Annotated in this window: 27 protein-coding genes and 1 pseudogene; 14 read left to right on the forward strand and 14 right to left on the reverse strand. The window is 71.0% G+C overall.

Annotated elements, in window-relative coordinates; genetic code table 11:
• Window positions 1-90 precede the first annotated feature (90 nt).
• From ABZX11_RS14295 to ABZX11_RS14310, 4 genes are all read right to left on the reverse strand, one after another.
• Entirely contained in the window at window positions 91-786 is a 696-nt protein-coding gene (locus ABZX11_RS14295; protein WP_354913127.1) for a hypothetical protein, read from the reverse strand.
• A gap of 71 nt (window positions 787-857) precedes the next feature.
• Window positions 858-1,460 (reverse strand): dGTP triphosphohydrolase, encoded by a 603-nt coding sequence (gene dgt, locus ABZX11_RS14300; protein WP_354913128.1) that lies wholly within the window; start codon window positions 1,458-1,460, stop codon window positions 858-860.
• Window positions 1,461-1,639: 179 nt separating this feature from the next.
• Window positions 1,640-3,001: an amino acid permease gene (locus ABZX11_RS14305; protein WP_354913130.1), complete on the reverse strand. Its 1,362-nt coding sequence runs from the start codon at window positions 2,999-3,001 to the stop codon at window positions 1,640-1,642.
• Window positions 3,002-3,068: 67 nt separating this feature from the next.
• Entirely contained in the window at window positions 3,069-4,016 is a 948-nt protein-coding gene (locus ABZX11_RS14310; RefSeq protein WP_354913132.1) for an EamA family transporter, read from the reverse strand.
• A gap of 230 nt (window positions 4,017-4,246) precedes the next feature.
• Here ABZX11_RS14310 and ABZX11_RS14315 point away from each other — a divergent pair, with 230 nt between their 5' ends.
• Together ABZX11_RS14315 and ABZX11_RS14320 are read left to right on the forward strand one after the other, a co-directional pair.
• On the forward strand, window positions 4,247-4,783 hold the full coding sequence (locus tag ABZX11_RS14315) for a hypothetical protein (protein ID WP_354913134.1): 537 nt from the start codon (window positions 4,247-4,249) through the stop codon (window positions 4,781-4,783).
• A gap of 109 nt (window positions 4,784-4,892) precedes the next feature.
• Window positions 4,893-5,384 carry a hypothetical protein gene (locus ABZX11_RS14320; RefSeq protein ID WP_354913136.1) on the forward strand — a complete coding sequence of 164 codons (492 nt, stop codon included), beginning with the start codon at window positions 4,893-4,895 and terminating at the stop codon, window positions 5,382-5,384.
• Between the two features lie 30 nt (window positions 5,385-5,414).
• Here ABZX11_RS14320 and wrbA read toward each other — a convergent pair whose 3' ends face one another.
• Window positions 5,415-6,029, reverse strand: coding sequence for an NAD(P)H:quinone oxidoreductase (gene wrbA, locus ABZX11_RS14325; protein ID WP_354913138.1), 615 nt, complete (start codon window positions 6,027-6,029; stop codon window positions 5,415-5,417).
• 34 nt (window positions 6,030-6,063) lie between these two features.
• The gene (locus tag ABZX11_RS14330) at window positions 6,064-6,879 is read right to left on the reverse strand and encodes a lysophospholipid acyltransferase family protein (protein ID WP_176171554.1); all 816 of its coding nucleotides are present in this window, start codon (window positions 6,877-6,879) and stop codon (window positions 6,064-6,066) included.
• A 156-nt stretch (window positions 6,880-7,035) separates the two neighbouring features.
• Here ABZX11_RS14330 and ABZX11_RS14335 point away from each other — a divergent pair, with 156 nt between their 5' ends.
• Together ABZX11_RS14335 and ABZX11_RS14340 are read left to right on the forward strand one after the other, a co-directional pair.
• A complete protein-coding gene (locus tag ABZX11_RS14335; RefSeq protein ID WP_176171553.1) occupies window positions 7,036-9,519 on the forward strand; it encodes a DNA translocase FtsK in 2,484 nt (827 codons plus the stop codon).
• A 38-nt stretch (window positions 9,520-9,557) separates the two neighbouring features.
• The gene (locus tag ABZX11_RS14340) at window positions 9,558-9,971 is read left to right on the forward strand and encodes a hypothetical protein (protein WP_354913141.1); all 414 of its coding nucleotides are present in this window, start codon (window positions 9,558-9,560) and stop codon (window positions 9,969-9,971) included.
• On the opposite strand, the pseudogene ABZX11_RS14345 reads toward ABZX11_RS14340, so the two are convergent.
• From ABZX11_RS14345 to ABZX11_RS14355, 3 genes and pseudogenes are all read right to left on the reverse strand, one after another.
• Window positions 9,964-10,227 (reverse strand): annotated as a pseudogene (locus tag ABZX11_RS14345) (nitroreductase family protein); the annotation flags it as partial. The gene ABZX11_RS14340 and the pseudogene ABZX11_RS14345 overlap by 8 nt on opposite strands.
• Window positions 10,228-10,404: 177 nt before the next feature.
• Window positions 10,405-10,839, reverse strand: coding sequence for a phospholipase (locus ABZX11_RS14350; protein ID WP_176171551.1), 435 nt, complete (start codon window positions 10,837-10,839; stop codon window positions 10,405-10,407).
• A gap of 86 nt (window positions 10,840-10,925) precedes the next feature.
• Window positions 10,926-11,435 carry an amino-acid N-acetyltransferase gene (locus tag ABZX11_RS14355; protein WP_176177811.1) on the reverse strand — a complete coding sequence of 170 codons (510 nt, stop codon included), beginning with the start codon at window positions 11,433-11,435 and terminating at the stop codon, window positions 10,926-10,928.
• A gap of 96 nt (window positions 11,436-11,531) precedes the next feature.
• On the opposite strand from ABZX11_RS14355, the gene rimO reads away from it, so the two are divergent.
• From rimO to ABZX11_RS14390, 7 genes are all read left to right on the forward strand, one after another.
• Entirely contained in the window at window positions 11,532-12,968 is a 1,437-nt protein-coding gene (gene rimO, locus ABZX11_RS14360; RefSeq protein WP_176171550.1) for a 30S ribosomal protein S12 methylthiotransferase RimO, read from the forward strand.
• Window positions 12,965-13,606: a CDP-diacylglycerol--glycerol-3-phosphate 3-phosphatidyltransferase gene (gene pgsA, locus ABZX11_RS14365; RefSeq protein WP_176171549.1), complete on the forward strand. Its 642-nt coding sequence runs from the start codon at window positions 12,965-12,967 to the stop codon at window positions 13,604-13,606. Before rimO ends, pgsA begins: the two co-directional genes overlap by 4 nt.
• Before the next feature lie 2 nt (window positions 13,607-13,608).
• Window positions 13,609-14,070 carry a nicotinamide-nucleotide amidohydrolase family protein gene (locus ABZX11_RS14370; protein ID WP_354913144.1) on the forward strand — a complete coding sequence of 154 codons (462 nt, stop codon included), beginning with the start codon at window positions 13,609-13,611 and terminating at the stop codon, window positions 14,068-14,070.
• 99 nt (window positions 14,071-14,169) lie between these two features.
• The gene (locus ABZX11_RS14375) at window positions 14,170-14,628 is read left to right on the forward strand and encodes a helix-turn-helix transcriptional regulator (protein ID WP_167454979.1); all 459 of its coding nucleotides are present in this window, start codon (window positions 14,170-14,172) and stop codon (window positions 14,626-14,628) included.
• A gap of 291 nt (window positions 14,629-14,919) precedes the next feature.
• The gene (locus ABZX11_RS14380) at window positions 14,920-15,759 is read left to right on the forward strand and encodes a PspA/IM30 family protein (protein ID WP_354913146.1); all 840 of its coding nucleotides are present in this window, start codon (window positions 14,920-14,922) and stop codon (window positions 15,757-15,759) included.
• Window positions 15,760-15,782: 23 nt separating this feature from the next.
• A complete protein-coding gene (locus ABZX11_RS14385; protein WP_176171547.1) occupies window positions 15,783-16,772 on the forward strand; it encodes a hypothetical protein in 990 nt (329 codons plus the stop codon).
• A 457-nt stretch (window positions 16,773-17,229) separates the two neighbouring features.
• Window positions 17,230-18,636 carry an amidase family protein gene (locus tag ABZX11_RS14390; protein WP_354913148.1) on the forward strand — a complete coding sequence of 469 codons (1,407 nt, stop codon included), beginning with the start codon at window positions 17,230-17,232 and terminating at the stop codon, window positions 18,634-18,636.
• Here the strand turns inward: ABZX11_RS14390 and ABZX11_RS14395 are convergent.
• The 5 genes from ABZX11_RS14395 to ABZX11_RS14415 all read right to left on the reverse strand — a co-directional run bounded on the left by ABZX11_RS14395 (window position 18,608) and on the right by ABZX11_RS14415 (window position 23,520).
• Entirely contained in the window at window positions 18,608-19,639 is a 1,032-nt protein-coding gene (locus ABZX11_RS14395) for a quinone-dependent dihydroorotate dehydrogenase (RefSeq protein WP_354913150.1), read from the reverse strand. The genes ABZX11_RS14390 and ABZX11_RS14395 overlap by 29 nt on opposite strands.
• A 65-nt stretch (window positions 19,640-19,704) precedes the next feature.
• A complete protein-coding gene (locus tag ABZX11_RS14400; protein ID WP_176171544.1) occupies window positions 19,705-20,265 on the reverse strand; it encodes a GNAT family protein in 561 nt (186 codons plus the stop codon).
• A 367-nt stretch (window positions 20,266-20,632) separates the two neighbouring features.
• Window positions 20,633-21,679, reverse strand: coding sequence for an adenosine deaminase (gene add, locus ABZX11_RS14405; RefSeq protein WP_354913153.1), 1,047 nt, complete (start codon window positions 21,677-21,679; stop codon window positions 20,633-20,635).
• 125 nt (window positions 21,680-21,804) lie between these two features.
• A complete protein-coding gene (locus ABZX11_RS14410) occupies window positions 21,805-22,614 on the reverse strand; it encodes a DNA-formamidopyrimidine glycosylase family protein (RefSeq protein ID WP_354913155.1) in 810 nt (269 codons plus the stop codon).
• Window positions 22,615-22,617: 3 nt separating this feature from the next.
• Window positions 22,618-23,520: a ParA family protein gene (locus ABZX11_RS14415; RefSeq protein ID WP_176171541.1), complete on the reverse strand. Its 903-nt coding sequence runs from the start codon at window positions 23,518-23,520 to the stop codon at window positions 22,618-22,620.
• A 106-nt stretch (window positions 23,521-23,626) separates the two neighbouring features.
• Here ABZX11_RS14415 and ABZX11_RS14420 point away from each other — a divergent pair, with 106 nt between their 5' ends.
• The 3 genes from ABZX11_RS14420 to ABZX11_RS14430 all read left to right on the forward strand — a co-directional run bounded on the left by ABZX11_RS14420 (window position 23,627) and on the right by ABZX11_RS14430 (window position 26,307).
• Window positions 23,627-24,352: a methyltransferase domain-containing protein gene (locus tag ABZX11_RS14420; protein WP_176171540.1), complete on the forward strand. Its 726-nt coding sequence runs from the start codon at window positions 23,627-23,629 to the stop codon at window positions 24,350-24,352.
• A 79-nt stretch (window positions 24,353-24,431) separates the two neighbouring features.
• Window positions 24,432-25,652, forward strand: a complete 1,221-nt coding sequence (dinB, locus tag ABZX11_RS14425; protein ID WP_354913498.1) for a DNA polymerase IV — start codon at window positions 24,432-24,434, stop codon at window positions 25,650-25,652.
• Window positions 25,653-25,902: 250 nt separating this feature from the next.
• Window positions 25,903-26,307 (forward strand): DUF3040 domain-containing protein, encoded by a 405-nt coding sequence (locus ABZX11_RS14430; RefSeq protein WP_354913157.1) that lies wholly within the window; start codon window positions 25,903-25,905, stop codon window positions 26,305-26,307.
• Window positions 26,308-26,851: the final 544 nt, after the last annotated feature.

Below are 26,851 nucleotides of genomic sequence, written 5' to 3' on the forward strand. Positions count from 1 at the left end.
CGCCGCCATCTGGCACAACCGCGCCACCGGCCAACCCATCACCCGATCACTGACCGCCTACGACCACTGACCGAGTTACGCATTACTCGTCTAGCTGAACCAGGCCCCGAACATCGAACTGTGCGAGCGGCCGCCCAGCCGCTCGTCCAGATAGACGGCTTGGGCTTCGGTCAGCAGGCACATGTAGTCAACGACCGCTCGTGCCCGCCGGGCCGTCGATGTCCTGGTGCAGGCGGCCATGAAGTCCGGGTCCTGGCCCAGGTCGTGGTGTATCGAACGGAGGTGGACGGGAAGGCGAGGGCTCTTGGGGGAACTGGCCAGACAGCTGCTGAGACGGTCGTAAAGCGACTGGATGATGTGTTTCTGTCCCTCCTGCATCACCGCCAGCGAAGGTCTGTCGATGACGTAGAACCAGGTCAGCTCCTTGAGTGCCTCGACAAGGTACTGGCATCGGGGATCCACCGAGACGTACGGGGGTTCGTCCACGAGGGAAACGGCGGCCACGCATTCGGTGAGGTTGGCGGTCGTGATCTTGTTCATGGCCGCACGGTTGCGACTGGTGTCCCAGCACGAGGACTTGATGCCCCCATCGAACCGGCCGATGGCTTTGTCCAGTTCGACCTCGAACCGGGTCATATCGAAATCCGGCAGTTTGCCGAGCCGGCGGCGAGCGTGCTTCGCGATACGGTCCCGGTCGTCGACCAGGTTGTGAAGAGGTATCAGCCCGGCACGGAAGTAGTCCTCGATGTCGTGAGTCGCGTACGTGATGTCATCGGCCCAGTCCATGAGAACGGCGTTCGCGGATCTGAGGTTCCGGGTGGCGCCCTTGCGCGCCCAGCGGAAGTCTTTCAGTTCACTCAGGTAGGCGCCCCACTTGTTGCCGTACCCTCGATCTGTCCAGGCCGGGCCGTGAACGGTGAGCCGGCCGCCGCCGATCTCGGCCGAGGGTATTTAAGTATCGCGTCGAGCGTGGCGCGGGTGAGGTCCAGCCCGGGATGCTCCAGCCGCCTCCTGGCGAGTTTCGTGACGATTCGGAACGACTGGGCATTGCCCTCGAATCCTTCGAGTCCGCCGGCTTCGCGCAGGCAGGCGTCGAGGACCGGTTCGGCGACGTGCCCGAAGGGTGGGTGCCCGATGTCGTGGACGAGCCCGGCCGTTTCCACGACGTCGGCCTGGATGCCGGAGAGGTGCCGGAGGTCTCGCGCCGCCGCGGATTTGTCGTGCTTCAGGTGCTGAACCAACCTGCGGCCGAGTTGCGCCACCTTGAGGCTGTGGGTGAGGCGGTTGTGGAGAACTCGCTGCTCGTTCACCGCAGCAACCTGGGCGACTCCGGACAGCCGCCGGAACGCGGACGAATACAGAACCCGGTCGCGGTCCCGTTGAAATGGTGTCCGGAAAGGGTCCTTCTCGAACTTGACGTGCCGTCGCGCTTCTTCGGGCTTTGGCTTCCGCATTTTCATCCCCTCGCCGGATGGTGGTAGCCATTACCAACGTTGCGGCGAGTCGGCTGTTACGTGATGTCTGCCCGGCGGCCGACATAGTTGCGGCCTCGTGCTGTATCCGGAACGATCTTCCGATGGCCGGACGGCGGGCGTTTCAGTTCAGTATCACTGAGCGCGCACCTGGCGTTTCCGGTCGATCACCCGGCGGCGCGGGCGGATCGACGGCGGATGACCGCGTAGACGCCCAAGATCACCGCCAAGCTGACCAGACTCAAGGACAACTGCGCCCGGGTGTCCGCGTCCACGAACAGCATCGACGCCACCACCACCAGCGTCAGTCCCAGCGTCACCCAGCTCAACCACGGGTACCCCCACATCCGCAGCTTCAGCTTCTCCGGCGCCGACGCCTCGAGCGTCCTCCGCATCCGGATCTGCGAACCGCAGATGATCGCGTACACGATCAAAGCCACCGCGCCCGCCGAATTGATGATGAAGTAGAAAATCTTGTCCGGGGACACGTAACTCATCACCACCGCCACGTACCCGACCGACGTCGACGCCAGGATCGCCTTCCACGGCACGCCTCGCGCGTTCGTGTCCGCGATCCAGCCCGGGGCCCAGCCGTGGCGGCGCAACGCGAACAACATCCGGGATGCCGTGTACAGCCCCGAATTCAGCACCGACAGCGCCGCCGTCAGTACCACCGCCGACACGATCGTCGAGGCCGCCGGGACGCCGAAACGGCCGAACGCCGCCGCGAACGGGCTCGTCTCGCTCGGGATTTCGCGCCAGGGCGTGATCATCACCAGCAAGGCCACCGAACCCACGTAGAACACGATCACGCGCCAGACGATCGTCGACGTCGCCTTGCGGACCGCCGTCTCCGGCTGGTCGGACTCCGCCGCCGCGATCGTCACGATCTCCGCTCCGAAATAGGAGAAAATCACGATCACCACGCCGTGCACCACCGAAAACGGGCCGTTCGGGACGAAGCCGTCGAGGCCGATGTTGCCCACCGAGAAGTGCGCGTCCGGCCAAAGCCCGAGCACGAACAGCGTGCCCAGCACCAGGAACACGACGATGGTGGCGACCTTGATCGACGCCAGCCAGAACTCCGTCTCGCCGAACGAGCGCGCCGAGGCCAGGTTCGTCGCCGTCAGCAGCAGCATCAGGGCCAGGGAAAACACCCACTGCGGCACGCCGGGGATCCAGCCCTGCAGGATCTTCGCGCCCGCGACCGCCTCGAACGCGACCACGCCGACCCAGAAGTACCAGTACAGCCAGCCGATCGTGAAGCCGGCCCAGCCGCCGAGGGCGTCGCGCGCGTACTCCATGAACGAGCCCAGTGACGGCGCCGCGGTCGCCATCTCGCCGAGCATCCGCATCACCAGCACCACGAGCAGCCCGCCGACGGCGTAGGACAGGACAGCCGCCGGGCCGACGGTGTGGATCACCGCGCCGCTGCCGATGAACAGGCTCGCGCCGATGATGCCGCCGAGGGCGATCATCCGGACGTGCCGCTGCCGCAGATCGGGCCGCAGCCCGGATTTCGTCGCCACGTGTCCTCCCCGGGGTGAGCCTGGATTTTCCCACTCGGCGGCTATCCGGTGCAGGATTTGCGCAACGTCACCGCGTGAGCAGCTCCGAGTTGCGCTGCACGACGTACGCGCCGCCCAGCAGGATCGCCGAGCCGAGCAGCTGGGGCCAGGCGAGCTGCTCGCCGAGCAGGACCCACGCCGCGACCGTCGTGATCACCGGCTCGACCAGCCCGAGCACGCTCGCCACCGACGCGGGCAGGTGCCGCAGCGACGAAATGCCGCACACGTACGCGAGCACGGTCGCGACCAGGACCAGCAGCGTCAGCAGCAGCCACACCGGCGGGCGCCAGGCGCCGAACCCGACCTCCGTGCCGAGCAGCCCGGCGGGCCACGTCCACGGCGGCGCGACGAAGCCGATCGCCACCGCGCCGATCACCATGCCCCAGGTGACCAGGCCCAGCGGGTCGATGCCGGCCACCGCGCGTTCGCCGAGCAGGAAGTACCCGGCCGAGCACAGCGCCGCGCCGAAGCCGGCGAGCAGGCCGAGCCCGTCGAGCGTGACGCCTTCCCAGACCTGCGCGACCAGCGCGAGCCCGGCCATGGCGAGCGCGATCCCGCCCCACACCGCCCGCGGCAGCCGGTGCCGCCGCACGAACCGCACCCACAACGCGATCAGCACCGGCGAGACGAACTCGAGCAGGATGGCGATCCCGACCGGGATCCGCCCGGCGGCGACGAAGTAGAGCAGCTGCACGCCGGCCACGCCGAGCAGGCCGTACCCGGCCAGGACCGGCAGCTCGGCCCGCCGCACCCGCAGCTTCCGCGGCGCCACCAGCGCCACCCCGGCGAGCAGCACGACCCCGGCCAGCGAGATCCGGGCCGCGGCCACCTGCTCCGGGGTGATCCCGGCGGACATCGCGGACTTGCCGAGGGTGCCCGACGTGCTGAAGAACAGAGCGGCGAGCAAGACATAGGCGGTCCCGCGGCCCCGGTGGGCAACCCGGGGCGGCGTGACGACGGGCAGTTCGGTGGTCACCACCGGGACTGTAGGTGGCCCGGCGTCACCGCCGAAACCATTTTCCCGGTTATGCCGATCACGTCGACGCCGAGTCCGTTTCGTTACGTTCGGGCGGGAACCGGGCACGGGGGCAGGCGTCTTCCGGATGTCTCGAAAGAGACGGGGGACCCCGCGATTCTTTTCGGCGGGGAAGAGATTCACGCAATTCTCGCGTGCTGTCGTCATGCGATGAATCCTGGAGGGAAACAATGCGAAGAGTTCTTGCTGCCGTCGGTGTGGCCGCCGGTTTCGCGCTGCTGTCGCCGATCACGGCGTCGGCCGCGGAAAAGCCGGAAAACCCGACGATGAAGGTCACGGTGTCGGGCAGCGTGGTGACCATCTCGGCTGTCTGCGACACCGCCGGCACCACGGCCGAAGGGGGTTACGCGGAGCCTCGTGGGCACGAGCCGATCGGCTGGGGAGTCATGAAGGCGAGCGGGAAGAAGCGGTCCATCACGTTCACCGGGGTCCGGCGGGGGAACTACGTGGCCTCGATGTATTGCCACGAAGGCGGACCCGGCTCCGGGGGCGCCGTGCGGAACTTCACCGTCGGGAAGCCCGTCAAGCCGCCGGTGAAGACCGCGCCGCAGGTTGCGGTGAAGCCGCAGGGGGCGCCGCAGACCGGTGGTGGCCCGGCCGATGACGAATCCGGCGGCGTCGCACCGCTCGTCGCGGGCGGCGGCGCGCTCGCCCTGCTGGGTGCGGGCGGCGCCGTGGCCCTGCGTCGCCGCGCGGCCCGGGGCTGACCGGACCGCCGGAGGCGAGTCCGTTTCGTTACGTCCGAGCCGCAACCACGGCGACGGCGGCAGGCGTGTTCCCGGTGCCCCGAAAATCCCGCGATCAATTGGAGGGAAAATGCGAAGATCCATTGCCGCCGCGGGTGTGGCTGCCGGTTGCGTGCTGCTGTCGTCTGCCGTGGCTTCGGCCGATGAGGCGTACCCGGGCAATCCGACGTCGATGAAGGTCACCGTGAAAGGGAATGCGGTGACCATCACGGGTACGTGTGCCACCGCCGACGTCAGGGCCTTGGCGGCTTACGACTTCTACCGTGGTCAGCGGCCGAGCCAACAGGGGATCATGGTTCAGAACGGGAACAAGCACTCCATCACGTTCAGCGGAGTGCAGCCGGGCGTGTGGTACGCCACCATGTCCTGCCTCGAGGGCGGCACCGGCAGTTGGTGGCGGCAGTTCACCGTGGGGGCCACCGGCACGCCGACGCCCACCAAGCCGGCGCCGAAGCCCACCAAGCCGAAGCCGAAGCCCGCGCCGCAGGTGGTGGTGAAGCCGCGCGGGGCGCCGCAGACCGGGGGTGGTCCGGCCGATGGCGAACTCGCCGACCGGCGCTGATCCGGGGGCCGGGCTGGAGCGCCCGGACCTTCACTCCGCCTGCTTCAGCCCGGTCGCGACGTGCGTGGTGATCGTGGCCAGCCGCCGTCCCTGCAGGCGCAGGGCGTCGAGGGCGATGTCGTCCGGTGCCGCGGACTTGCGGGACACGAACGAACCGCCGTACGGGTTTCCGGACTCCTTCAGGTGCGGGTCCGTGTAGCCGAGCGGGACGACGATCGCGCCCCAGTGGTAGAAGACGTTGTTGATCGCCAGCAACGTCGATTCCAGGCCGCCGTGGGCTGTGGACGCCGTCGTGAACGACGTGGCGACCTTGTCCGCCAGCTTTCCCTGCGCCCACAGGCCACCCGTGCTGTCCAAAAAGGACTTGAGCTGGGCGGCCGGGCCGCCGAACCGGGTCGGGCTGCCGACGGCGAGCCCGTCGGCCCACTCGAGGTCGTCGAGGGTGGCGAGCTCGTGGTGCGGGCCGGCGTCGACCCAGGCCTGCCAGCGCGGGTTCCGCGCGATCGCCTCGGCGGGCACGGTCTCCGGCACCGTCCGCACCCGCACGTCGGCCCCGGTCTCGCCCGCGCCCGCGGCGAGGGACTCGGCGAGGGCGGCGGTGTTCCCGGTCGAGCTGTAGTAGACGACGAGTATCCGTGTGCTCACGTCCGCCGACTCTAGGGGTGCGCGGCCGCGCGTCTCACGATCCGGACTGCGGCTTCCAGGGGCTGACCGTGTCGGTGGGCCGCGTCGGGTCGTGGAACCGGGGCCGGTCCAGCTCGTCGCGGCGCAGCGGGACGAGGCCGTCGGTGATCGCCTGCATGATCTTCGCGTGCGCGCGCACGCCGGCGCCCGGCCGCTGCGTGTCGATGTCCGACAGGTCGACGGGGTCGCCGAAGTGCACCCGGAACTTCGGCCGGCGCAGCGGCGCACTGAGCCCGGAGCGCGCCAGCGGGACCAGGTCGGCCGGGCCGTTGACGGTCTCGGTACCCCAGTAGACGGCCTCGTGCGCGCCCCACTGGCTGATCGGGATCACCGGCACGCCCGCCGCCAGGGCCAGCCGCGCCGCGCCGGTCTTGCCGCGCTCCGGCCACAGGCCGGGGTCGTGGCTGATCCGGCCCTCCGGGTAGACGATGATCGGCTCGCGGGTGGTCTTCATCGCCTCGACGGCCTCGGCGAACTGCCCGACGGCGGTGCCGGCGTGCTTGCGGTCGACCCGCAGGTGCCCGCTGACCCGCAGCGCCGGCCCGATCACCGGCGCGTCGAGGATGCCGCCGGCCAGCATGAACCGCGGGTTGATGCCGATCCGCTTGCACGCGGCCATCAGCACGAAGGCGTCGAACACCCCGATGTGGTTCGCGGCCATCAGCAGCGGCCTGCCCCGCAGCTGCGCGGGCACCCGGCCGGTCACCGTGAGCCGCCCGACGAGGTTCACCAGCCCGCGGTCGATGTTGAGCATGGTCCGCCAGATGGCGGGCGCCCGGCGAGCGGTGTTGTCGGAGTTCAGCGCGACCATGGGGCAGAGCATGGCAGACGCCGATTTCACCCGTTTGCGCACTGGCCGGATCGGTTCACCCGGATGGCCGCTCAACCCGCGGTGTGAGGCAGAAGTTCACCCTGGGCCGAGAGTGGCGCGTGGGACGAACCGCCACGGCCGGTTACCGTAAAAGGCATGGCTGGGTCGGCGACGAGGAAGAGAAGCACGGGAAGCGGCGCGAAGGGGGCAGCGGCGCGTAAGCCGCGTACACCTGCGAAGCCCCGTACGTCCGCTCGCAAACCCCCGCCACGCGCCCGCCGCAAGACGCCCGGGATCTTCGGCAAGGGCGTCCGGGGGACCTGGAACCTGCTGGCCAAGGGCCTCGGCACGCTGGCCAGGACGGTCGGCCGCACCCGCGAGCTCGAACCGGAACACCGCCGCGACGGCCTGGCGCTGGGCCTGATCGGCCTGGGCATCGTCGCGGCCGTCGGCGTCTGGTGGCGGGCGGCCGGGCCGATCGGCACCGGGGTGGAGATCGCCACCCGGACCGTCCTCGGCGCCGGGGCCGTCACCCTGCCGCTGGTGCTGGTCGTGGTCGCCGTCGCGCTGATGCGGTCCGAGCCGCACCCGGAGACGCGGCCGCGGATGGTCGTCGGCACGATCATGGTCGTCCTGTCCGTGCTCGGGATGCTGCACATCTTCACCGCGCTGCCCGAGACCAACGACGGCCGGATGTATGCCGGCGGCATCGTCGGCGCGTTCTCCGGCGGCCTGCTCACCATGGGTGTCACGACCTGGGTCGCCGTGCCGCTGCTGATCCTCGCCCTGTTCTTCGGGGTGCTCGTGTTCACCGGCACGCCGGTCCGCCAGATCCCGCACCGGCTGCGGAACTGGGGCCTCGACGAGGACGAGATCGCCGAAGCCGAGGCGCAGCGCTCGGGCTTCGCCACCGACGAAGAGAAGGTCACCGACGCCGACCCCAAGGCCGCGCGGCTGCGCAAGCCGTCCCGGCGCCGCCAGTCCAGCGACGCCGAGCCCGAGCAGCTGGACATCGACGCGATGCTGGCCGAGGCGCCGACGCCGATCAAGCCGCCCAAGCCCAAGCCGGTGCCGGAGGTCGTCGAGAAGAAGCCGAAGAAGCCGGTCGAACCGCCGCTCGCGGTCACCCGGACGGTCGAAGGCGACTACCAGCTCCCACCGCCCGACCTGCTGAAGCTCGGCGACGCGCCGAAGTCCCGCAGCAAGGCCAACGACGCCATGATCGAGGCGATCACCGGCGTGCTGGAGCAGTTCAACGTCGACGCGCAGGTCACCGGCTTCACTCGCGGCCCGACGGTCACCCGCTACGAGGTCGAGCTCGGCCCGGGGGTGAAGGTCGAGAAGATCACCGCGCTGACCAAGAACATCGCCTACGCGGTGGCCACCGACAACGTCCGCCTGCTGGCGCCGATCCCCGGCAAGTCCGCGGTCGGCATCGAGGTGCCGAACTCCGACCGCGAGATGGTTCGCCTCGGCGACGTCCTGCGGGCGCCGTCCACGGTCAAGGACAACCACCCGATGGTGATCGGCCTCGGCAAGGACATCGAGGGCCACTTCGTCACCGCGAACCTGACGAAGATGCCCCACCTGCTGGTCGCCGGTTCCACCGGTTCCGGTAAGTCGAGCTTCGTCAACTCGATGCTGGTGTCGCTGCTCGCGCGCTCGACGCCGGACGAGTGCCGGATGATCCTGATCGACCCGAAGATGGTCGAGCTGACGCCCTACGAGGGCATCCCGCACCTGATCACGCCCATCATCACCCAGCCGAAGAAGGCCGCCGCCGCACTGGCCTGGCTCGTGGAGGAGATGGAGCAGCGCTACCAGGACATGCAGGTCAACAAGGTCCGGCACATCGACGACTACAACAAGAAGGTGCGCTCGGGCGAGATCACCGCGCCGCCGGGGTCCGAGCGCGAGTACCGCCCGTACCCGTACATCATGGCGATCGTCGACGAGCTCGCCGACCTGATGATGACCGCCCCGCGCGACGTCGAGGACGCGATCGTCCGGATCACCCAGAAGGCGCGTGCGGCCGGTATCCACCTGGTCCTGGCGACGCAGCGGCCGTCGGTCGACGTCGTCACCGGCCTGATCAAGACCAACGTGCCCTCGCGGCTGGCCTTCGCGACGTCGTCGCTGACCGACTCGCGGGTCATCCTGGACCAGCCGGGCGCGGAGAAGCTGATCGGCATGGGCGACGCGCTCTACCTGCCGATGGGCGCCGGGAAGCCGGTCCGCATCCAGGGCGCGTTCGTCGGGGACGAGGAAATCGCCGCGGTCGTCAATTACGCCAAGGAGCAGGCGCAGCCGGACTACCAGGACGGCGTCACCGCGGCCAAGGCGGGCGAGAAGAAGGAGATCGACCCGGACATCGGCGACGACCTCGACGTCCTGCTGCAGGCGGCCGAGCTGATCGTGACGTCCCAGTTCGGTTCAACGTCGATGCTGCAGCGCAAGCTCCGGGTCGGCTTCGCCAAGGCGGGGCGGCTGATGGACCTGCTGGAGAGCCGCGGGGTGGTGGGCCCGTCGGAGGGCTCGAAGGCCCGGGACGTGCTGATCAAGCCGGAGGAACTGGAGTCGGTCCTGTTCATGATCCGCGGCGGCGGCCCGGTGGACGCGGACGCCGGCGACGACGAGTAGCCGTGCAACCCGGCCCGGCTCCGTTCCGTCCTGGGTGCGTGGACCTTCAGCGATTCGTAGCCGGACTGTTCGCCTTCGCCGTCGTCACGGTGGGTGCCGGGAGCTCGGTCGCCGCCGGGCAGCCGGTCGCCGGGCCGGCCGTCAGCGCCGCCGCCGGGCAGGAGGTCACGCTGCGGCTGGGGCAGGAGGCCGCCGTGGCGGGGAAGGACCTCACCGTGCGCTTCACGCGGGTGGTCGCCGACTCGCGGTGCCGGCCCGGGATGACCTGCATCTGGCAGGGGGAGGCGACCCTGGCGTTCCTGCTGAAGGAGCCCGGCCGCGGGGAAAGCACCACGGCCGAGCTCCACAGCGGCATCCGGACCGGCCCGCAGGCGACGTCGTTCGCCGCCAGCCGGATCGAGCTGGTCTCGGTGAGCGAGGACGGCGGGGAAGCCACGGTCCGGATCAGCTGAGCGGCGTGCCCCAGTGGTCGAGGTAGGCCACTTCGGACAGCGGGGTGCGCGGCGCGGGCTTGAAGTCCGGCACCGTCGTGTACGCCACCGGCAGCAGCCCGGCCTGCGTGTGGCCCTCCGGGATGCCGAGGATCTCCGCCGCCTCCGCCTCGCGGGCCAGGTGGTAGGTCGTCAGCGTCGACCCCAGCCCGCGCGAGCGCAGCGCCAGCTGGAAGTTCCACACCGCAGGGAAGATGCCGCCGTAGAACGCCGCGTCGAGTCGCGGCCGGGACTCGCACCACGAAGACATATGCACTCGATCAGCTGCTCTCAGGTGCCGCTGAGGCCGGGCGCATGTCCATCGGATCAGTTGCTCGGGTCGCCCGTCGTCCTGGCCGCTCGGGAGTGATCTTCGGCCATTGCCCGGGCCGCGTGTGCGACCCGGGCGCCGACCTCAGCCGCCGAACTTGCGCACCGCCTCGTAGTACGTCCAGGCCGCGCCCTTGCAGGCGATGTTCGACCCGCACACGCTCTTCAGGTCCGTGTACAGGTTGTCGTCGATCTTCAGCCGGTTCGCCTCGGTGAAGCGGCCCTGCTTCTTGTAGTTGCGGTAGCCGAAGTCGTGCCGGTGGCAGCCGGGCAGGAACTTCCAGCCGAACGGGTTGTCCGGGGCCCACGAGCAGCCGTCGGACGACCAGTCGAGCTGGCCGTTGTAGGGCGCGGAGTTCCGGATCGTCTCGAAGTTCGAGAGCGAGGTGCTGAAGAGGTACTGGTCGGTGACCGCCGGGATGTCGACGGCGGCCGCGGTGCCGGTGCCCAGCAGGGCGCCCGCGCCGACAGAAACGGCCACCGTCACGGTGGCCCCCAGGTTCCGCAGTGTCGTGCGCATCGGTTTCCTTGCCGATCGGGGACAAGTGCCCGATCAGCTTCGAGCAGGGCAGTGGCGCACGTCACCGCCCGAAAGGAGGTTTTCACTCACAATTCGAGCAGCATGCGGGAATTTCCCAAGGTGTTCGGCTTGACGTAGGGCAGGTCCAGGAATTCCGCGACGCCGGTGTCGTGCGAGCGCCGCATCTCCTCGTAGACCTCGTGCGACACCGGCGTGCCGTCGATCTCCACGAACCCGTGCCCGGCGAAGAACCCCGTTTCGAAGGTCAGCACGAACAGGCGCTTGAGGCCCAGCTCACGTGCCTCGTCGACCAGCCGGGCGACCAGCACCCGGCCGACCCCCTGGCCGCGGACGGCCTTGTCGACCACGACCGTGCGCAGCTCGGCGATGTCCTCCCAGAGCACGTGCAGCGCGGCCGCGCCGACCACCTCGTCACCCACCTCGGCGACCCAGAACTCCTGGACGTCTTCGTACAGCGTGACCAGGTCCTTCTCCAGCAGGACGCGGCCCGCGTCCGAGTCGACCAGGGCCTTGATCTTGCGGACGTCGGCGATGCGGGCGCGGCGGACGGCCGGGCGGGGCGAGTCGGACAGCACGATCGTCAAGCCTGCCACATCGCTTGCCGGGCGCGGGGACACGACCGGGCTACGCCGTCGTCGGGCCGCCCGGGACCGGCGGCTACCCTGAACGTCGTGCCTTCCCCTGCCGCGGACCCAGCTGCCACCCGACGCGTCTCCCTGCTGACCCTGGGCTGCGCCCGCAACGAGGTCGACTCGGAGGAGCTCGCGGGCCGGCTCGCGGCCGGCGGCTGGGAGCTGGCGGCCGACCCGGAGGACTCCGACGTCGTCGTGGTCAACACCTGCGGCTTCGTCGAGTCGGCCAAAAAGGACTCCGTCGACACGCTGCTCGCCGCGTCCGACACGGGCAAGAAGGTCGTCGCCGTCGGCTGCATGGCCGAGCGGTACGGCCACGAGCTCGCCGACAGCCTCCCCGAGGCCGACGCGGTGCTGGGCTTCGACCACTACGCCGACCTCTCGGCCCGGCTCGACGACGTCGTCGCCGGCCGCAAGATCGCCTCGCACACCCCGGGCGACCGCCGCAAGCTGCTGCCGATCAGCCCGGTCGAGCGGCCCGCCGCCGCGGACGCGGTCGAGGTGCCGGGGCACGCCCAGCACGGCTGGGGCCCGCGGGTGCTGCGCACGCGCCTGGACGACTCGCCGGTGGCCGCGCTGAAGATCGCCTCCGGCTGCGACCGGCGCTGCTCGTTCTGCGCGATCCCGTCGTTCCGCGGTTCCTTCGTCTCGCGGCAGCCGGACGAGATCGTCGCCGAAGCGATGTGGCTGGCCGAAAACGGCGTCAAGGAGCTGTTCCTGGTCAGCGAGAACTCGACGTCCTACGGCAAGGACTTCGGCCGCGACGGCGCCACCGCGCTGGAGCGGCTGCTGCCGCGGCTGGCGGAGATCGACGGCATCGAGCGCGTCCGCGTCTCCTACCTGCAGCCGGCCGAGACGCGCCCGCAGCTGGTCAAGGCCATCGCGACCACGCCGGGCGTCGCCGAGTACTTCGACCTGTCCTTCCAGCACTCGAGCGAGCAGGTGCTGCGCCGGATGCGGCGGTTCGGCTCGACCGACTCGTTCCTGGCGCTGTGCGAGCAGATCCGCGAGTACGCGCCCGAGGCCGGCATCCGCACCAACGTGATCGTCGGGTTCCCCGGCGAGACCGAGCACGACCTGAGCGAGCTGGAACGCTTCCTGACCGGCGCGCGCCTCGACGCGGTCGGCGTCTTCGGCTACTCCGACGAGGACGGCACCGAGGCCGAGGGCTTCGACGGCAAGCTCGACGCCGAAGAGGTCGCGAAGCGCGTCACACGGATCTCCGCGCTGGTCGAGGAGCTGACCGCGCAGCGCGCCGAGGACCGGATCGGCACCTTCGTCGACGTCCTGGTCGAGCTGGACGACGACGGCGAGCTGACCGGCCGCGCCGCCCACCAGGCGCCGGAGGTCGACGGCGAGTGCGTCATCCTCGACGCGCCGGAGAAGGTGCAGGTCGGCGACTTCCTCCGCTGCGAGGTCGTCGACTCCGCCGGCGTGGACCTGATCGTCCGCGCGGCACCGGACGCCGACCGGTGAGTGCGCTCCCCAGCGACGCCGCCGACGAGGGCCTCGCCCACGACGTCCCCGCGCAGGTCCCGGAGCCGACCCCGGTCCCGACGCTCAACGTCGCGAACCTGCTGACGCTCTCGCGCCTGGTCCTGGTGCCGCTGTTCGTGATCGCGTTGTTCGTCGGCGACGGCCACGACACGACCTGGCGGGCGATCGCGACCGGCCTGTTCGCCGTCGCGTCGGCCACCGACCAGCTCGACGGCTGGGTGGCCCGCAAGTTCGGCCTGATCACCGACTTCGGCAAGATCGCCGACCCGATCGCGGACAAGGCGCTGACCGGCGCGGCGCTGGTCGGGCTGAGCGTGCTGGGCGAGCTGGGCTGGTGGGTCACGATCGTCATCGCGGTGCGCGAGATCGGCGTGACGCTGCTGCGGTTCTGGGTGATCCGGCACGGTGTGATCCCGGCCAGCCGCGGCGGGAAGGCGAAGACGATGGCGCAGATCGCCGCGATCGTGGCGTACCTGCTGCCGCTGCCGTCCGGTGCCGACCCGGTGCGGTGGGCGCTGATGGGGCTGGCGCTGGTGCTGACCGTGGTGACCGGCGTCGACTACCTGGTGCGGGCGGTGCGGCTGCGCGCGGCCGGGCGCCGGGTCACCGGGAGCTGAGCGTGGACGAAACGGCCCTGGTCGCGGCCCTGACCGCGCGGGGCGAGACGGTGGCGGCGGCCGAGTCGCTGACCGCGGGCCTGGTCTGCGCCACCCTGGCGCGGGTGCCGGGGGCGAGCGCGGTGCTGCGCGGGGGACTGGTGGTCTACGCCACCGAGCTGAAGGCGGCGCTGGCCGGCGTCTCCGCGGAGCTGCTGGCCGAGCACGGGGCGGTCCACCCCGAGGTGGCGGCCCAGCTGGCCGAGGGGGCCCGCGACCGGTGCGGCGCCACGTGGGGACTCGGGCTCACCGGCGTGGCCGGGCCGTCGGCCCAGGACGGCGTCCCGCCGGGCACCGTGCACGTCGGGCTCGCCGGGCCGGGAACGCGTACAGTGCGTAGCCTGGCCTTGAGCGGCGATCGCGACTTGATCAGGACCGAGTCGGTCTTGGCCGCGTTTGCGCTGCTCGGGGAACATTTGGCGTGAAACACGCGTTCGCCCTTGGCGTACGTGCACACCAACTCCTGCGCCCGGGGCGCCGCTCTGGGTAACGTAGGGGGTACTTGTTCGGAAGGGAGGCGCGTGATGACCGTGCTGTTGCGTGAGGCGATCGGTGATCGGCTCCGTCATGCCCGCACCAACCAGCGTCGTACGCTGCGCGACATCTCCCGCGCCGCCAGGGTCAGCCTCGGCTACCTCTCGGAGGTGGAGCGGGGCCAGAAGGAGGCGTCGAGCGAGCTGCTGGCGTCCATCTGCCAGGCCCTGGACCTTCCGCTCGGCGAGCTGCTGCACAACGTGGCGGCGGACGTTTCGGCCCTCGACAACGTCGAGGTCCCACCGGTCGACGAGCGGATCGTGGAAGGCGCGCCCCGGGAGAAGCGGGGCGCCGAGGCGTCGGCAGCGGGCATCGAAGGCGGCCGCCTGATGTCCGAGCTGATCGGGAACGACCTCGCCGACCTGCGGGTTTCCCCGGCGCCGCGGATGAACACGACGTTGCGGACGACGATCGGCCAGCCCAAGCTGGCCTCGACCATCGCTGCGTAAGCGAGCATTGCGCCGACGGCCCCGGGCACCGAGCCCGGGGCCGTCGGCGTCCCCGCGCCACCCTCGATTTCCGTCGCCGGCCCCGGGCAACCCGCCCGGGGCCGTCCGCGTTGTCTACGGGTAGTGATCGGGGGGATCCCTGAATTCGGCCGGGTCGCCTGGAACGGACGTGGCCGACCTGACACGATGGAACCCGACGCCGGGGTTGGTGCGTTGAACTGTCAGCAGGGGAGCGACGCCCCACACCCCGAGTACCTAGGCCCGTGGGACGCAAGAAGGCAGGCGGAGGAGATGGCCAACCCGTTCGTGAAGTTCTGGAAGTACATGATGGCGGCGTTCTCGTCGAAGATCGACGAGCACGCCGACCCGAAGGTACAGATCCAGCAGGCCATCGAGGAGGCGCAGCGCAACCACCAGGCGCTGACGCAGCAGGCCGCCTCCGTGATCGGCAACCAGCGGCAGCTGGAGATGAAGCTCAACCGGCAGCTCGGCGAGGTCGAGAAGCTGCAGGCCTCGACCCGGCAGGCGCTGGTCCTCGCGGACGAGGCGCGCGCCAAGGGCGACGAGCAGAAGGCGACCGAGTTCGAGAACGCCGCGGAGAGCTTCGCGACGCAGCTCGTCACGGCCGAGCAGAGCATCGAGGACCTCAAGACGCTGCACGACCAGTCGCTGCAGGCCGCGGCGCAGGCGAAGCAGGCCGTCGAGCGCAACTCGCAGATGCTGCAGCAGAAGCTGGCCGAGCGCACCAAGCTGCTCTCGCAGCTGGAGCAGGCGAAGATGCAGGAGCAGGTCTCCGCTTCGCTGAACCAGATGAGCCAGCTGGCCGCGCCGGGCAACACGCCTTCGCTGGAAGAGGTCCGCGACAAGATCGAAAAGCGCTACACCACGGCGCTGGGCCAGGCCGAGCTCGCCCAGAACTCGGTCCAGGGCCGCATGATGGAGGTCCAGGCCTCCACCACGCAGCTGGCCGGCCAGTCGCGGCTGCAGCAGATCCGCGCGTCGATGCACGGCGACTCGGTCGCCCAGGTCACCGACGGTGGCAAGACGGCCCCGGCGTCGACCAGCCAGTCCGACATCCAGCGTGAGATCCAGGCGCGCGTGCAGGCCGAGCAGGGCAAGAACCCGGCCTGACGACGCCGAAGGGGGCGAGCACCATGGCGCAGCAGGGCGGCAGACGCCGTGACTTCAGCGAGCTGAGCGCGAAGCTGGAGAAGCACATCGAGAAGCTGCCCGACTACGCGGTGCGCGCCCAGGAGAAGCTCCAGAAGGTGCAGAAGTACTTCCCGCCGGCCGACCAGGCCGGCGGGAAGCCTGCACCGCAGCGCCCGAACCCGCTGCAACGGCCGCCGGTCCGGCGGCCCGACATGACGGCCTCGCTGTCGTCCATGGCCAGCCAGGTCCCCGCGTTCGCCGAGGCGCGCGCCAAGTGGGATCGCTGGAACCACCCGGCCGCGAAGCTCGAACGCCGCAAGCGCCGGACGTCGAAGGCGCTGACGCTGTGGATCATCCTGACGATCCTGTGCGGCGTCGTCACCGTGGCGGCCGCGCTGGGCTGGATCAGCCCGACCCACGCCGCGATGATGCCGCAGGCGATCACCGCGTTCGCCGGGGTCGTCATCTTCGGCACCTTCAGCGTCCGGTCCGGGCTGAAGCTGCGTGACCTCAAGCGCACCCCGATCCCGGCGGCCCCGGCCGGCCCGCCGCCGCTGCCGCCCGCCCGCTCGGCGGCCCGCGAGCCGATGGAGCGCCTCGCCGAGTGCGAAGCCTCGCTGGGCGAGCTGCTGCGCCAGCTCTCGGTGCCGTCCTCGCTGGGCGCGCCCCCGGTCTCGGAGGTCTCGGTCGCCGACGCCCGCCAGACGGCCACCGAAGCGGCGGCCGCGTTGCGCGGCCTGGCCGCCCGCATCCAGGCGATCGAGCGCGGCCGCGACTCCGCGCCGGCCCGCGAGAAGCCGGCCCTGGACGCAGCGGTGGCCAAGCTCCGCGACCAGCTCGACGACGGCCTCGAGGGCTACCGCGGCCTGGTCGCCGCGGCCGGCCACACGGTCGCCGCGGCCGGCGACGGCCTGGTGACGTCCAAGCAGGCCCTCACCGACGCCACCGACCGCCTGGCCGGCCTCGCCCTCGCCCTCCGCGAACTCTCCTGACCGTGATCCGCAGGTCGACACGCGTGATTGCGGAGTCGACACGCGTGATTGAAGGGTCGACACGGCCAACCGACTCCCGGCCCGGCGTGTCGACCCCCTGATCACGCGTGTCGCCCCCCTGATCACGCGTGTCGACCCTCCCGTCACGCGAATTCGGGGGTTGCTGGGCCGTTCGGATCTCAAACTCGGCCGTTCGAGTGCCGCCGGATGGGTGAGGCGGGGGTTCGTCGCCCGGCGTGCGTGATCGTGCGTTTCACCCCGGCGTCGCGCCCTGTTCACCTTCCGGTGCCGAAACCCGCGCGTAATCGGAAACTGATGGCGACGGAAACGTCCACGCCCTAACGTTTCTGTCATGCATGCAGAGGTGTCACTCGCCGGGAGGCCCGCCGTGCACTGAGGATCGCCGGCGCCGACCGTACACAGTGGACTTTCTCGACCGCCGAGGAAAGGACGCCCCGTGAACACGCTCCCGCCGGATCCGGACCCCGTGCCGATCACCCCGCCCACCGCCTCCCAGCGCGTCATCGCGGCCTTCGAACGCCTCACCGAGGCCGGCCGCCCCGAACTCTGGACCACCCTCCGCGCGGTCGAAGACGTCCTCGTCGACGCCAAGGCCGTCGACGAACGCGTCAAAGCCGGCGAGGACCTGCCGCTGGCCGGCACGGTCGTCGCCGTCCAGGACCTGATCGACGTCGCGAAGCAGCCCTCCGGCCGCAGCGTCCCGGAAACGAGCGCTCCCGTCGTCGCCCGGCTCACGTCGGCCGGCGCTGTCGTGCTCGGCAAGACCGGCGCCGCCATGCTTTCCGGCGCCTGGGACCGCACCAAGGCCGGCGGCAACGGTGCCGCGGTCGCCGTCGCGCTCGGCGTCGTCGACTTGGCGCTGAGCACCGGCGGCGCGGTCCCGGCGGCGCTGAACGCCGTCGCCGCGGTGAAGCCGACGCGTGGCCTGCTGCCCGCCGCCGACAATGTCTCCGTGTACGCGAACGGCCTGGTCGCGGCCCACCGCGCGCTCACCCTGATGACCGGGGGCGAGCGGTCATGGCCCGCCGACGTCCGCCTCGGCGCCGGCGAGCACCCGCGGATCGCCTACCCCGCCGACCTGCCCCTCGGCGAAGCGGCGGGCCTCGCGCTCAAGGCCGTCGTCGCCCGGCTGACCGCGGCCGGCGCCGTGCTCACCCCGGTCCCGGTCGCCGAGCAGGGGTTCGACGGCTTCGACGCCCTGATCGTCCCGACCGTCCCGGAGCAGCCGGGGATCGCCGAAGCGCTGGCCGACCCGGCCGGCGTCGGCCACCGCCTGGCCTCGTGCACGGCCTTCGCGAACCTCCTCGACGTGGCCACGGTGACCGTCCCGGTGCTGCCGGGCGACCGCCGCCCGTTCGGCGTCACCTTCCTGACGCGGGCGTTCGAAGACCAGATCGCCCTCGACCTGGCGACCGTCTGCACGGACGAGCCGATGGCGCCCTACCCGGAGCCGGGCGAGGACGTCGTCGTGTTCGGTGCCCACCTGCGCGGCCAGCCGCTCAACGCCGACCTCACCGCCCTCGGCGCCCGGTTCAGCGGACCGGTCCGGACCACCGAGGGCTACCGGATGGTGCTCCTGGACACCGCGCCACCGCAGCCGGGTGTCGTCGAAGGCGCCACGGTCCTCGACGGCGAACGCTGGCGGCTGTCCCCGGCCGCGTTCGAACGGTTCGCCGCCACGCTGAAGGAGCCGTTCGTGCTCGACCGCGTCGTGCTCGACGACGGCACCGCGCCCTTGGCCGTCCGGTGCCTGGCGGCGGAAGGACCCGGTCTGGACCGCTACGAGTCCTGGCGCGGGTACGTCCGCTTCGCGTCTACCGCCGGGCTGCGAGACGCCGGCTGACGCGGCGCACCAGACCCGGCCCGTGCAGCGCGAAGCCCGTGTAGAGCTGCACGAGCGACGCGCCGGCGTCGACGAGCCGGACGGCGTCGTCCGGGCTCGTGATCCCGCCGACGCCGATGATCGGCAGGCTCCCGCCGGTGTGGTCGTGCACGAACCGCACGACCTCGGCCGCGCGGGTGGTCAGCGGCCGGCCGGACAGTCCTCCCGCCTGTCCGGCCAGGCCGCTCTCCGCGGGCGCGACCCCCTCGCGGGACAGGGTCGTGTTCGTGGCGATGATCCCGGCGACGCCGTGCTCGAGTGCGACTTCCAGCAGCTCGGCCAGGGCGTCGTCGGTCAGGTCGGGCGCGACCTTCACCAGCACCGGCGTCGGGCTGCCGGTGCCGGCCAGCTCGGCCGACGTCGTGCGCAGCTCGCCGAGCAGCTCGGCGAGCGCGGTGCGGTCCTGCAGCTGCCGCAGCCCTGGTGTGTTCGGCGAGCTGACGTTGATCGCGAAGTAGTCCGCGTACGGGTGCAGCGCGCGCAGCGAGAACCGGTAGTCCTCCACGGCGTCCTCGAGCGGCGTGACCTTCGACTTGCCGATGCTGATCCCCAGCGGCACACCCGGTTTGCCGTCGCGGGCGAGCTTGGCGGCGAGGGCTTCCGCGCCGTCGTTGTTGAAGCCCATGCGGTTGATGATCGCGTCACTGGTGGGCAGGGTGAACAGCCGCGGCTTCGGGTTGCCCGGCTGCGCCAGCCGCGTCACCGTGCCGACCTCGACGAACCCGAAGCCCAGCGCGGCCCACGCCGGCAGCGCGCGGCCGTTCTTGTCCATCCCGGCGGCCAGGCCGACGCGGTTGGGGAACCGCAGGCCCAGCACGGTCACGGGGTCGTCGACGCGCAGGACGCCGCCGGGCGCGAACTTGCCGAGCCGGGCCAGTACGCCGATCGTGCGCTCGTGCACCAGCTCGGGATCGTGGTAGGACAGCCGGTACAGCGCCGGGCGGACGATCTTGTCGAAGAACACGCCCCTATGCTGCCAAATCGGCCGGGAGCCGCGACCCGAGCGTCACTCTCGCGTGAAGGCCGACACTAATCGCGGTCCTTCCACTCGTCCTCGAGCATCGCGTAGATCAGCTCGTCGGTCCACTCGCCCTTGACGATCTCGTTTTCCCTGAGGTGCGCCTCCCGGCGCATGCCGAGGCGTTCCATCAGCGCGGCGGACGCGGTGTTCCGGCCGTCGCAGCGGCCGATGATGCGGTGCAGCCCCAGGTCTTCGAAGCCCAGCCGCAGCAGTTCGGTGGTCGCCTCGGCGGCCAGGCCCTTGCCGTGGTGGTCCGGGTGGAAGACGAACCCGATTTCGCCCTGGCGGTGTTCGCTGCTCAGCCACTCGAGGTTCAGGTCGCCGATCAGCTGTCCGGTCGCGGCCAGTTCGACCGCCACGGCCAGGAACTGCCCTTCCTTCGTCAACGTCGAGCTGTGGACGCGTTTCGCGAGCGCCGCGGCCGACTCGGCGCGGCTGCGCGGGCCCCAGTAGAGGTACCGGGCGACGTCGGCGCGGGACTGGAAGGAGTTCAGCGCGTCGAGGTCCCCGGGCGTGAACGGGCGCAGGAGCAGCCGAGCCGTGGTGATCGGGTAGTCGGGCCGGAGCATGCGTCCAGGCTAGCGAGCTTCAGCCGTCTGGGGGACAGAACACCGAAACCCTGATCGCCGGGCGGTCGTCCTGCCACGCCGGGTGGCATGACCTGCACAGATGAGCAGAATGAAGGGACCCCCGGGGTGGCTCTCAGACGCCGTCAAACGTCTGAGCCCGAGCCGGACTGGTGCTCGGAAACCCCGGGGGCACGGTGACTGCCTGGTATTCGCTATCAGGCACCACGTGAAGCAGGCGATGAGCCGAAGGTGGCTCGGTTGTATCGCTGCTCAAAGTCCTCCACGTGCCATCCGCTAGCGGACAGCCACCTCACGAGTCCTGTTGGAATACAACTTAGGACCACCTCCTTTCTCGTGTACTGCCACGCTAGGTGAAGTCCGCGGTGTCGTGCAACGTCATTTGTGTGATCTCGCCCCGCAGGACGGCTTTCCGCTGCTCGCCGAGGAAGGACGCGTCGACGGCGTTCTCCGCGAGCCGGGCCAGTTCGGCCGCGGTGAGCCCCAGCGCCTCGGCCACGGCGACGTACTCGCCGGTGAGCGTGGCGCCGAACATCGGCGGGTCGTCGGTGTTGAGCGTCACCACGACACCGTGGTCCAGCATGCGCCGCACCGGGTGCGCGGCGATGTCCGGGACCTGCCCGGTGCGCACGTTCGACGTCGGGCACACCTCCAGCGGGATCCGGTGCGCCGCAAGGTGTTCCAGCAGCGCCGGGTCGGCCGCGCAGCTGGTGCCGTGGCCGATCCGCTCGGCGCCGAGGTCGTGCAGCGCGGACCAGATGGTGGCCGGCCCGGTGGTCTCCCCGGCGTGCGGGACGCTGTGCAGCCCGGCTTCGCGCGCCCGGATGAAAAACGGCTCGAACTGCGCGCGCCCGACGCCGAGTTCGGGGCCGCCGAGCCCGAACGACACCAGGCCCTCGGGGCGTTCGCGGAGCGCGAACACCAGCGTCTCCTGCCCGGCCCGGACGCCCTTTTCGCCCGGGATGTCGAAGCACCAGGCCAGTTCCACGCCCAGTTCGGCGGCGCGGGCCCGGCCGGTTTCCAGGCCGGTCAGCAGGTCGTCGCCGGACATGCCGTCGAGCAGGTGGTTGTACGGCGTCACGGTGACTTCGGCGTAGCGGCAGTTGTGTGCGGCGAGATCCGCCGCCAACCCCGTGACGAGGGTGTGGATGTCGTGGCGGTCGCGCACCAGCGAGGTGACCGCGAGGTACACGGTGAGGAAGTGGGCGAAGTCGCGGAAGGTGAAGAACTCGGCGAGCGCGCGCTCGTCGGTGGGGACACCGGCGGACGGGCGGCGCCGGGCCAGTGCGAGCACGGTCGGCAGGCTCGCCGAGCCGACGAGGTGGACGTGCAGTTCGACCTTGGGCAGGGCGTGCGCGAACGCGCGCAGCGCCTGCCCGGTCAGGATTCCGGGCATGGCAAAGCTCCCTGGAGTGTTCGGCGAAGGTGACGGGAGGAGCGCGCGCGGCTCAGGGAGCGAGGTCGCCGCGTTCGGTGTCGGCCCCGTAGAGCGGGAGCTTGAACGTCGTCACGCCGCACAGCCTACTGCGGCGGGTAGGTGCCTGTCTGGTCCTTCGGGCAGAACCACGTCGGCCGCCGCTGGACGTCGTGGCCCTGCGTGCGGACCAGGACCTTGCCGCCGCAGCGGAAGCAGCCCTGGCGGGTGCGCTCGTAGACCCAGTTCTTGCGGTTGCGGTCGAGGTGGCCGGTGGTGCTCTGCTCGAAGCGCCCGGCGATGGCGTTGGCCAGCAGCAGCCTGCGGGCCAGCGCGACCGTCCGTTCGGCGTCCACTTCGGACACCGGCGTCCACGGCGTCACCCCGAGCAGGAACGCGATTTCGCACTTGTAGAGGTTCCCGACCCCCGCCATCAGCCGCTGGTCGAGCAGGGCGAGGCCGAGCTCCCGCGCCGGATCGGCGGTGAGGTTGGCGACCGCCTGCTTCCGGTGGTTGTCCGTCCACTTCGGATCCAGCAGGTCCGGGCCGAGGTGGGCGACGAGGTCGTGCTCCTTGCTCGTGGCCACGAGTTTCAGGTCGTGGACGCGGAAGCCGATGGCCTGGGCGTCGGCCGCGGCGAGGATCACGCGGGCGTGGTGGCCGGGCCGCCGCCACTTCGCGCCGGCCGGGTAGACGTCCCACATCCCGTCCATCAGCAGGTGCGAATGCAGCGTCAGGTCGCCGGAGAAGCGGGTGAACAGGTGCTTGCCGACCGTCCCGACGCCGAGCACGTCGCGCCCGGCGAGGTCCACAGTGGCCAGCTGGGGTACGCGGAACTCGCCGCGCAGCAACGTCTTCCCGGCCATGGCCTTGGCGAAACGGCGGGCGACCAGGAAGACGGTGTCACCTTCGGGCACGGCTCACCCCGTGGATTCCGACACCTCGGCCGGCGTGTCGGGCGCTTCGGGTGTCTCCGGGGCCGGGCCCTCGGGCCAGTCCGGGCCTTCGGGCTCCTCGCCGGCGATGCGGTGGCGGCCCGCCCGGTTGGAGCGCAGGATCTTCGCCAGCACCATGTTGAACGTCAGCGCGATCTCCTGGGCGCCCGGCGAGTGCCACTCGTGGATCGGGCTGCACGCGCCCTGCGCCTGCTGCACCGCGAGCCGGTCGGTGATCGCCGTCGGCATCACCAGCGAGCCGAAGTTCTCGCGCAGCTCGGCGATCCGGAACTGGTGTTCGTAGGAGCGCACGCGCAGCTTGTTGACCAGGACGCCGATCGGGCGCAGGTCCGGGTTGAGCTCCTTGCGGATCTTCTCGATCGCCTCCAGGGCGCGGCCCGCGCCGGCCACGGCGTACATCGTCGGCTCGGTGACGATCAGCGCGCTGTCCGCGGCGACCAGCGCCGACTTCGTCAGGCGGCCCAGCGACGGCGGGCAGTCGAGGATCACCAGCTCGTAGGGCGTTTCCCGCAGCGGCGTGCGGTGCAGCTCGTCCAGCGCGCGCGAGAAGTTCGCCAGGCGCTCGCTGTCGGCCTCCGGGTCGTTGAGCAGCTCCAGCTCTTCGGCGCCGACGAGGACGTCGACGTCTTCGCTCCAGACGCTCGGCGCGATCGCGCGTTCCAGCATCTCCCGGGTCGGGGTCTCGAGCACGTCCGCGAGGGTGGCGTCGGTCAAGGGCGGGTCGAGCGAGGTGGTGGCGTTGCCCTGCGGGTCGAGGTCGACCACCAGCGTCCGCGTGCCCCTACGCAAGGCGGCGGACGCGATACCGAGAGCGACCGTCGTCTTGCCGACGCCTCCCTTGAGGCTGAGTACGGCGACCGTGTGCACGTTCACCAGCCTACGGGTGCGGGCTCCCGGTGCCGCCGGGCAAGGGCCGTTCACTCGAAGGGAGGAGGCCGGGAGGCGGGCCGGGGCGGGCACTACCCTGTGCGACATGAAGACGGAGACCGTGGCCGCCCGGGGTTCGGGTGCCGTCCGCCGGGTGCTCGAGGCCGAGATCGAGGCCGCACGCGCCCGGGGCGCCGAGCACCCGCGCGTCGTCGACGTGGGTGGCGGCAGCGGCGGCTGGGCGGTGCCGTTCGCGGCGGCGGGCTGCCGGGTGACGGTCGTCGAGCCGAGTCCGAACGCGCTGGCCACGCTGCAGCGGCGGGCCGAGGAGGTGGGCGTCTCCGAGCTGATCACGGTGATCGCGGACGACTCCGACGCGCTCGGGCGGCACGTCGAGGCCGGCTCGGCCGACCTGGTGCTGGCCCACGGGCTGCTGGAGATCGTCGACGACCCGGCCGTGGTGCTCGCGGCGCTGGCCACCGCGGTCGCACCGGGTGGCGCGGTGTCGGTGCTGGTCGCGAACCGGCATGCGGCGGTGTTCCACCGGGCGCTGGCGGGGCGGGTCGGCGAGGCGCGGCAGCTGCTCGAGAGCGCCGACGGGGTCGTCCCCGGCGACACGGTGCTGCGCCGGTTCACCGCGGCCGGCCTGCAGGCCGGCCTGGAGGCCGCCGGCCTGGAAGTGACCCTGCTGCAGGGCGAGCGGGTGATCTCGGACCTGGTGTCCGGCGACGTGCGTGACGACGAGCTGGCGGAGTTCGAGCGGGTGGCGGCGGCGACGCCGGCGCTGCGGGAGGTCGCCGGCCGGCTGCACGCGGTGGCGCGTCCAGCCTGACCTGCTTCTTGCCCGAAACTGTCGGTGGTGGCCGGTAGCGTCCTGGGGTGTGGGACGAAATGCCGAGTTGCCGGGCGGGATGGGCCGGTTCCGGGTCCGGCCGGGTGAGCCGGTGCCGGACGACACCGGGTGCGGGCTGCTGCACGTCGACATGGACGCGTTCTTCGTGTCGGTGGAGCTGCGGACCCGGCCCGAGCTGGCGGACAAGCCGGTCGTGGTGTCCGGGGGCGGGCCGCGGGCCGTCGTGGCCGCGGCGAACTACCCGGCGCGGAAGTTCGGCGTGCGCTCGGCCATGCCGTTCTCCACGGCGAAGCGGCTGTGCCCGCAGCTGATCAACATCCCGCCGACGTCCGGGCTGTACGGCTCGGTGTCCCGCGGGGTGATGGGGATCTTCCGGGAGCTGACCCCGCTGGTCGAGCCGCTGAGCCTGGACGAGGCGTTCCTGGACGTCAGCGGGGCGCTGCGGCGGCTGGGGGCCACTCCGGCTTCGCTGGGTGCGGAGATCCGCGCGCGGGTCGCGGCCGAACACGGGATCACCTGTTCGGTGGGGGTGGCGAAGGTCAAGTTCGTCGCGAAACTGGCTTCGGGGATGGCGAAGCCGGACGGCATGGTCGTGGTGCCGGCGGCGGAGACCCTGGCGTTCCTGCACCCGCTGCCGGTGTCGGCGCTGTGGGGCGTCGGCGCGCGGACCGAGGAGCACCTGCGGCGGCTGGGTCTGGACACGATCGCCGACGTCGCCGCGTTCCCGCCGGAGCGGCTGAAGAAGTCACTCGGGGTGGCGGTCGGCGAGCACCTGTACCGGCTGGCGCACGGGGTGGACGAGCGGTCGGTGGTGGTCGATTCGCCGGAGAAGTCGATCGGGGCGGAGCACACGTTCGACGTCGACCAGCATTCCCGGGCTTCGTTGGGGCTGGAGCTGCTGCGGTTGTCTTCGCGGGTCGGGGCGACGTTGCGGGAGCGGGGCGTGCGCGGCCGGACGGTGTCGATCAAGGTGCGGTTCGCGGACTTCCGGACGATCACCCGGGCCCGCACGCTGGTCTCGCCGACGGACGTGGCGCGGGAGATCCACGCGGTGGCCGTGGCCTTGCTCACCGAGCACGCGCCGACCGGGGCCGTCCGGTTGATCGGCGTCCGGGTCGAAGGGCTGGACACGGGGGAGGCGGGGGAGCAGCTGGTGTTCGACTCCCCGGCCCCGCGCTGGCGGGACGCGGAGGTGGCGGCCGACGTCGCCCGCTCGAAGTTCGGCTCGGCCGCGGTGCGGCCGGCGTCACTGCTCGGACCCCGGGAAAACGGACGGTGATCTACGGCTTGGTGACGTTCCCCCACAACGGCGGTGAGGCGGCAAAATGGTCACGATCGGCAACGGTGACGGTCCGCAACGCCCGTCGGGCGGGATTTAGCCCAATTCGATCCCTTCTGGATGCGGGATCGGGTAGTCGTGCGGGCGCGGGCCTCGTATCCTGGACAGTGCCACCCCGCCTGGGGTTGGCTGTTGGGTCCAGGACGTTGCGCGGCCCGGCGCCCGCGACAGCTGTGCCGGAGGAGGAAAGATGCCACTCTCCGAGCATGAGCAGCGGCTGCTCGATCAGATCGAGCGCGAGCTCTATGCCGAGGACCCCAAGTTCGCATCCACGGTGCGTGGCACCCGGTTGCGTCGCCCCGCTCGCCGACGGCGTATTCAGGGCATCGCCCTGTTCGTAGTGGGCGTGGCCCTGCTGGTGCTGGGCGTGGTGGTGCCGCAGTTCCGGGTGGCCGACATCCCGCTGATCAGCGTGCTCGGGTTCCTCGTGATGTTCTTCGGAGTCATGATGGCCGTCACATCGATTCGGCACGGAGCCGACGGAGACGGCAAGGGCGGTAGACCAGGCGCACGCGGCGGCAAGGCATCGGGACGCCGGAGTTCCTTCACCCAGAGGATGGAGGAGCGCTTCCGCCAGCGTTTCGAGGAGCAGTAGCGCCGCAAGACCACGAGATCCGCGTCCCTCCATCCGGGGGGACGCGGATCTTCTTGTGTGCTCAGCCTGGTTGGGGCGGTCTGGCTGGGTGTGGTGACGGTGGGTGACCCCCACAAGGGTGAGGCGTCCGACCCGCGCGCTCGCTCCCGCACTCACCCGACCGCTCGGCCCCGCACCTCCGGCTCGCCCCGCATCCGACCACCCGTGGTTCCGCTCGCGGCTCGCCGCGCAGACGGGCGCCTCCCGCCGCGATCATTCGGCCTCGGCGGCTCTCGATCGCGCATGATCACTCCGCCCGGCGGAACCGAAGCCGCCTTCGGCGGACCCTCCGAGGGGTGATCAGCCCCGAACTCGCGTGATCAGAGCCGGAACTCGCGCGATCGAGGGCGGGACTCGTGATTGAAGGGGCATCTCGCGTGATTGAGGAGGCATCTCGCGTGATTGGAGGGGCGACACGCGTGATTGGCGGGGCGACGCGCGTGATTGGCGGGGCATCAGGCTGATGCCTGGCTGATCACGGGTGATGCCTGGCTGATCACGCGTG

The organism is Amycolatopsis sp. NPDC004169 (assembly GCF_040610315.1).
In the GTDB taxonomy this organism is placed as follows: domain Bacteria; phylum Actinomycetota; class Actinomycetes; order Mycobacteriales; family Pseudonocardiaceae; genus Amycolatopsis.

Bases quoted from the DNA above. Each gene is read 5' to 3' on its own strand.
- ABZX11_RS14295 (WP_354913127.1), bottom strand. From the start codon at position 786: ATGGACTGGGCCGATGACATCACGTACGCGACTCACGACATCGAGGAC.
- ABZX11_RS14385 (WP_176171547.1), top strand. From the start codon at position 15,783: ATGGCGCAGCAGGGCGGCAGACGCCGTGACTTCAGCGAGCTGAGCGCG.
- ABZX11_RS14380 (WP_354913146.1), top strand. From the start codon at position 14,920: ATGGCCAACCCGTTCGTGAAGTTCTGGAAGTACATGATGGCGGCGTTC.
- ABZX11_RS14375 (WP_167454979.1), top strand. From the start codon at position 14,170: ATGACCGTGCTGTTGCGTGAGGCGATCGGTGATCGGCTCCGTCATGCC.
- ABZX11_RS14320 (WP_354913136.1), top strand. From the start codon at position 4,893: ATGCGAAGATCCATTGCCGCCGCGGGTGTGGCTGCCGGTTGCGTGCTG.
- ABZX11_RS14400 (WP_176171544.1), bottom strand. From the start codon at position 20,265: ATGCTCCGGCCCGACTACCCGATCACCACGGCTCGGCTGCTCCTGCGC.
- dinB (WP_354913498.1), top strand. From the start codon at position 24,432: ATGGGCCGGTTCCGGGTCCGGCCGGGTGAGCCGGTGCCGGACGACACC.
- add (WP_354913153.1), bottom strand. From the start codon at position 21,679: ATGCCCGGAATCCTGACCGGGCAGGCGCTGCGCGCGTTCGCGCACGCC.
- ABZX11_RS14350 (WP_176171551.1), bottom strand. From the start codon at position 10,839: ATGCGCACGACACTGCGGAACCTGGGGGCCACCGTGACGGTGGCCGTT.
- ABZX11_RS14420 (WP_176171540.1), top strand. From the start codon at position 23,627: ATGAAGACGGAGACCGTGGCCGCCCGGGGTTCGGGTGCCGTCCGCCGG.
- dgt (WP_354913128.1), bottom strand. From the start codon at position 1,460: ATGAAAATGCGGAAGCCAAAGCCCGAAGAAGCGCGACGGCACGTCAAG.
- ABZX11_RS14430 (WP_354913157.1), top strand. From the start codon at position 25,903: ATGCCACTCTCCGAGCATGAGCAGCGGCTGCTCGATCAGATCGAGCGC.
- ABZX11_RS14330 (WP_176171554.1), bottom strand. From the start codon at position 6,879: ATGGTCGCGCTGAACTCCGACAACACCGCTCGCCGGGCGCCCGCCATC.
- ABZX11_RS14315 (WP_354913134.1), top strand. From the start codon at position 4,247: ATGCGAAGAGTTCTTGCTGCCGTCGGTGTGGCCGCCGGTTTCGCGCTG.
- ABZX11_RS14335 (WP_176171553.1), top strand. From the start codon at position 7,036: ATGGCTGGGTCGGCGACGAGGAAGAGAAGCACGGGAAGCGGCGCGAAG.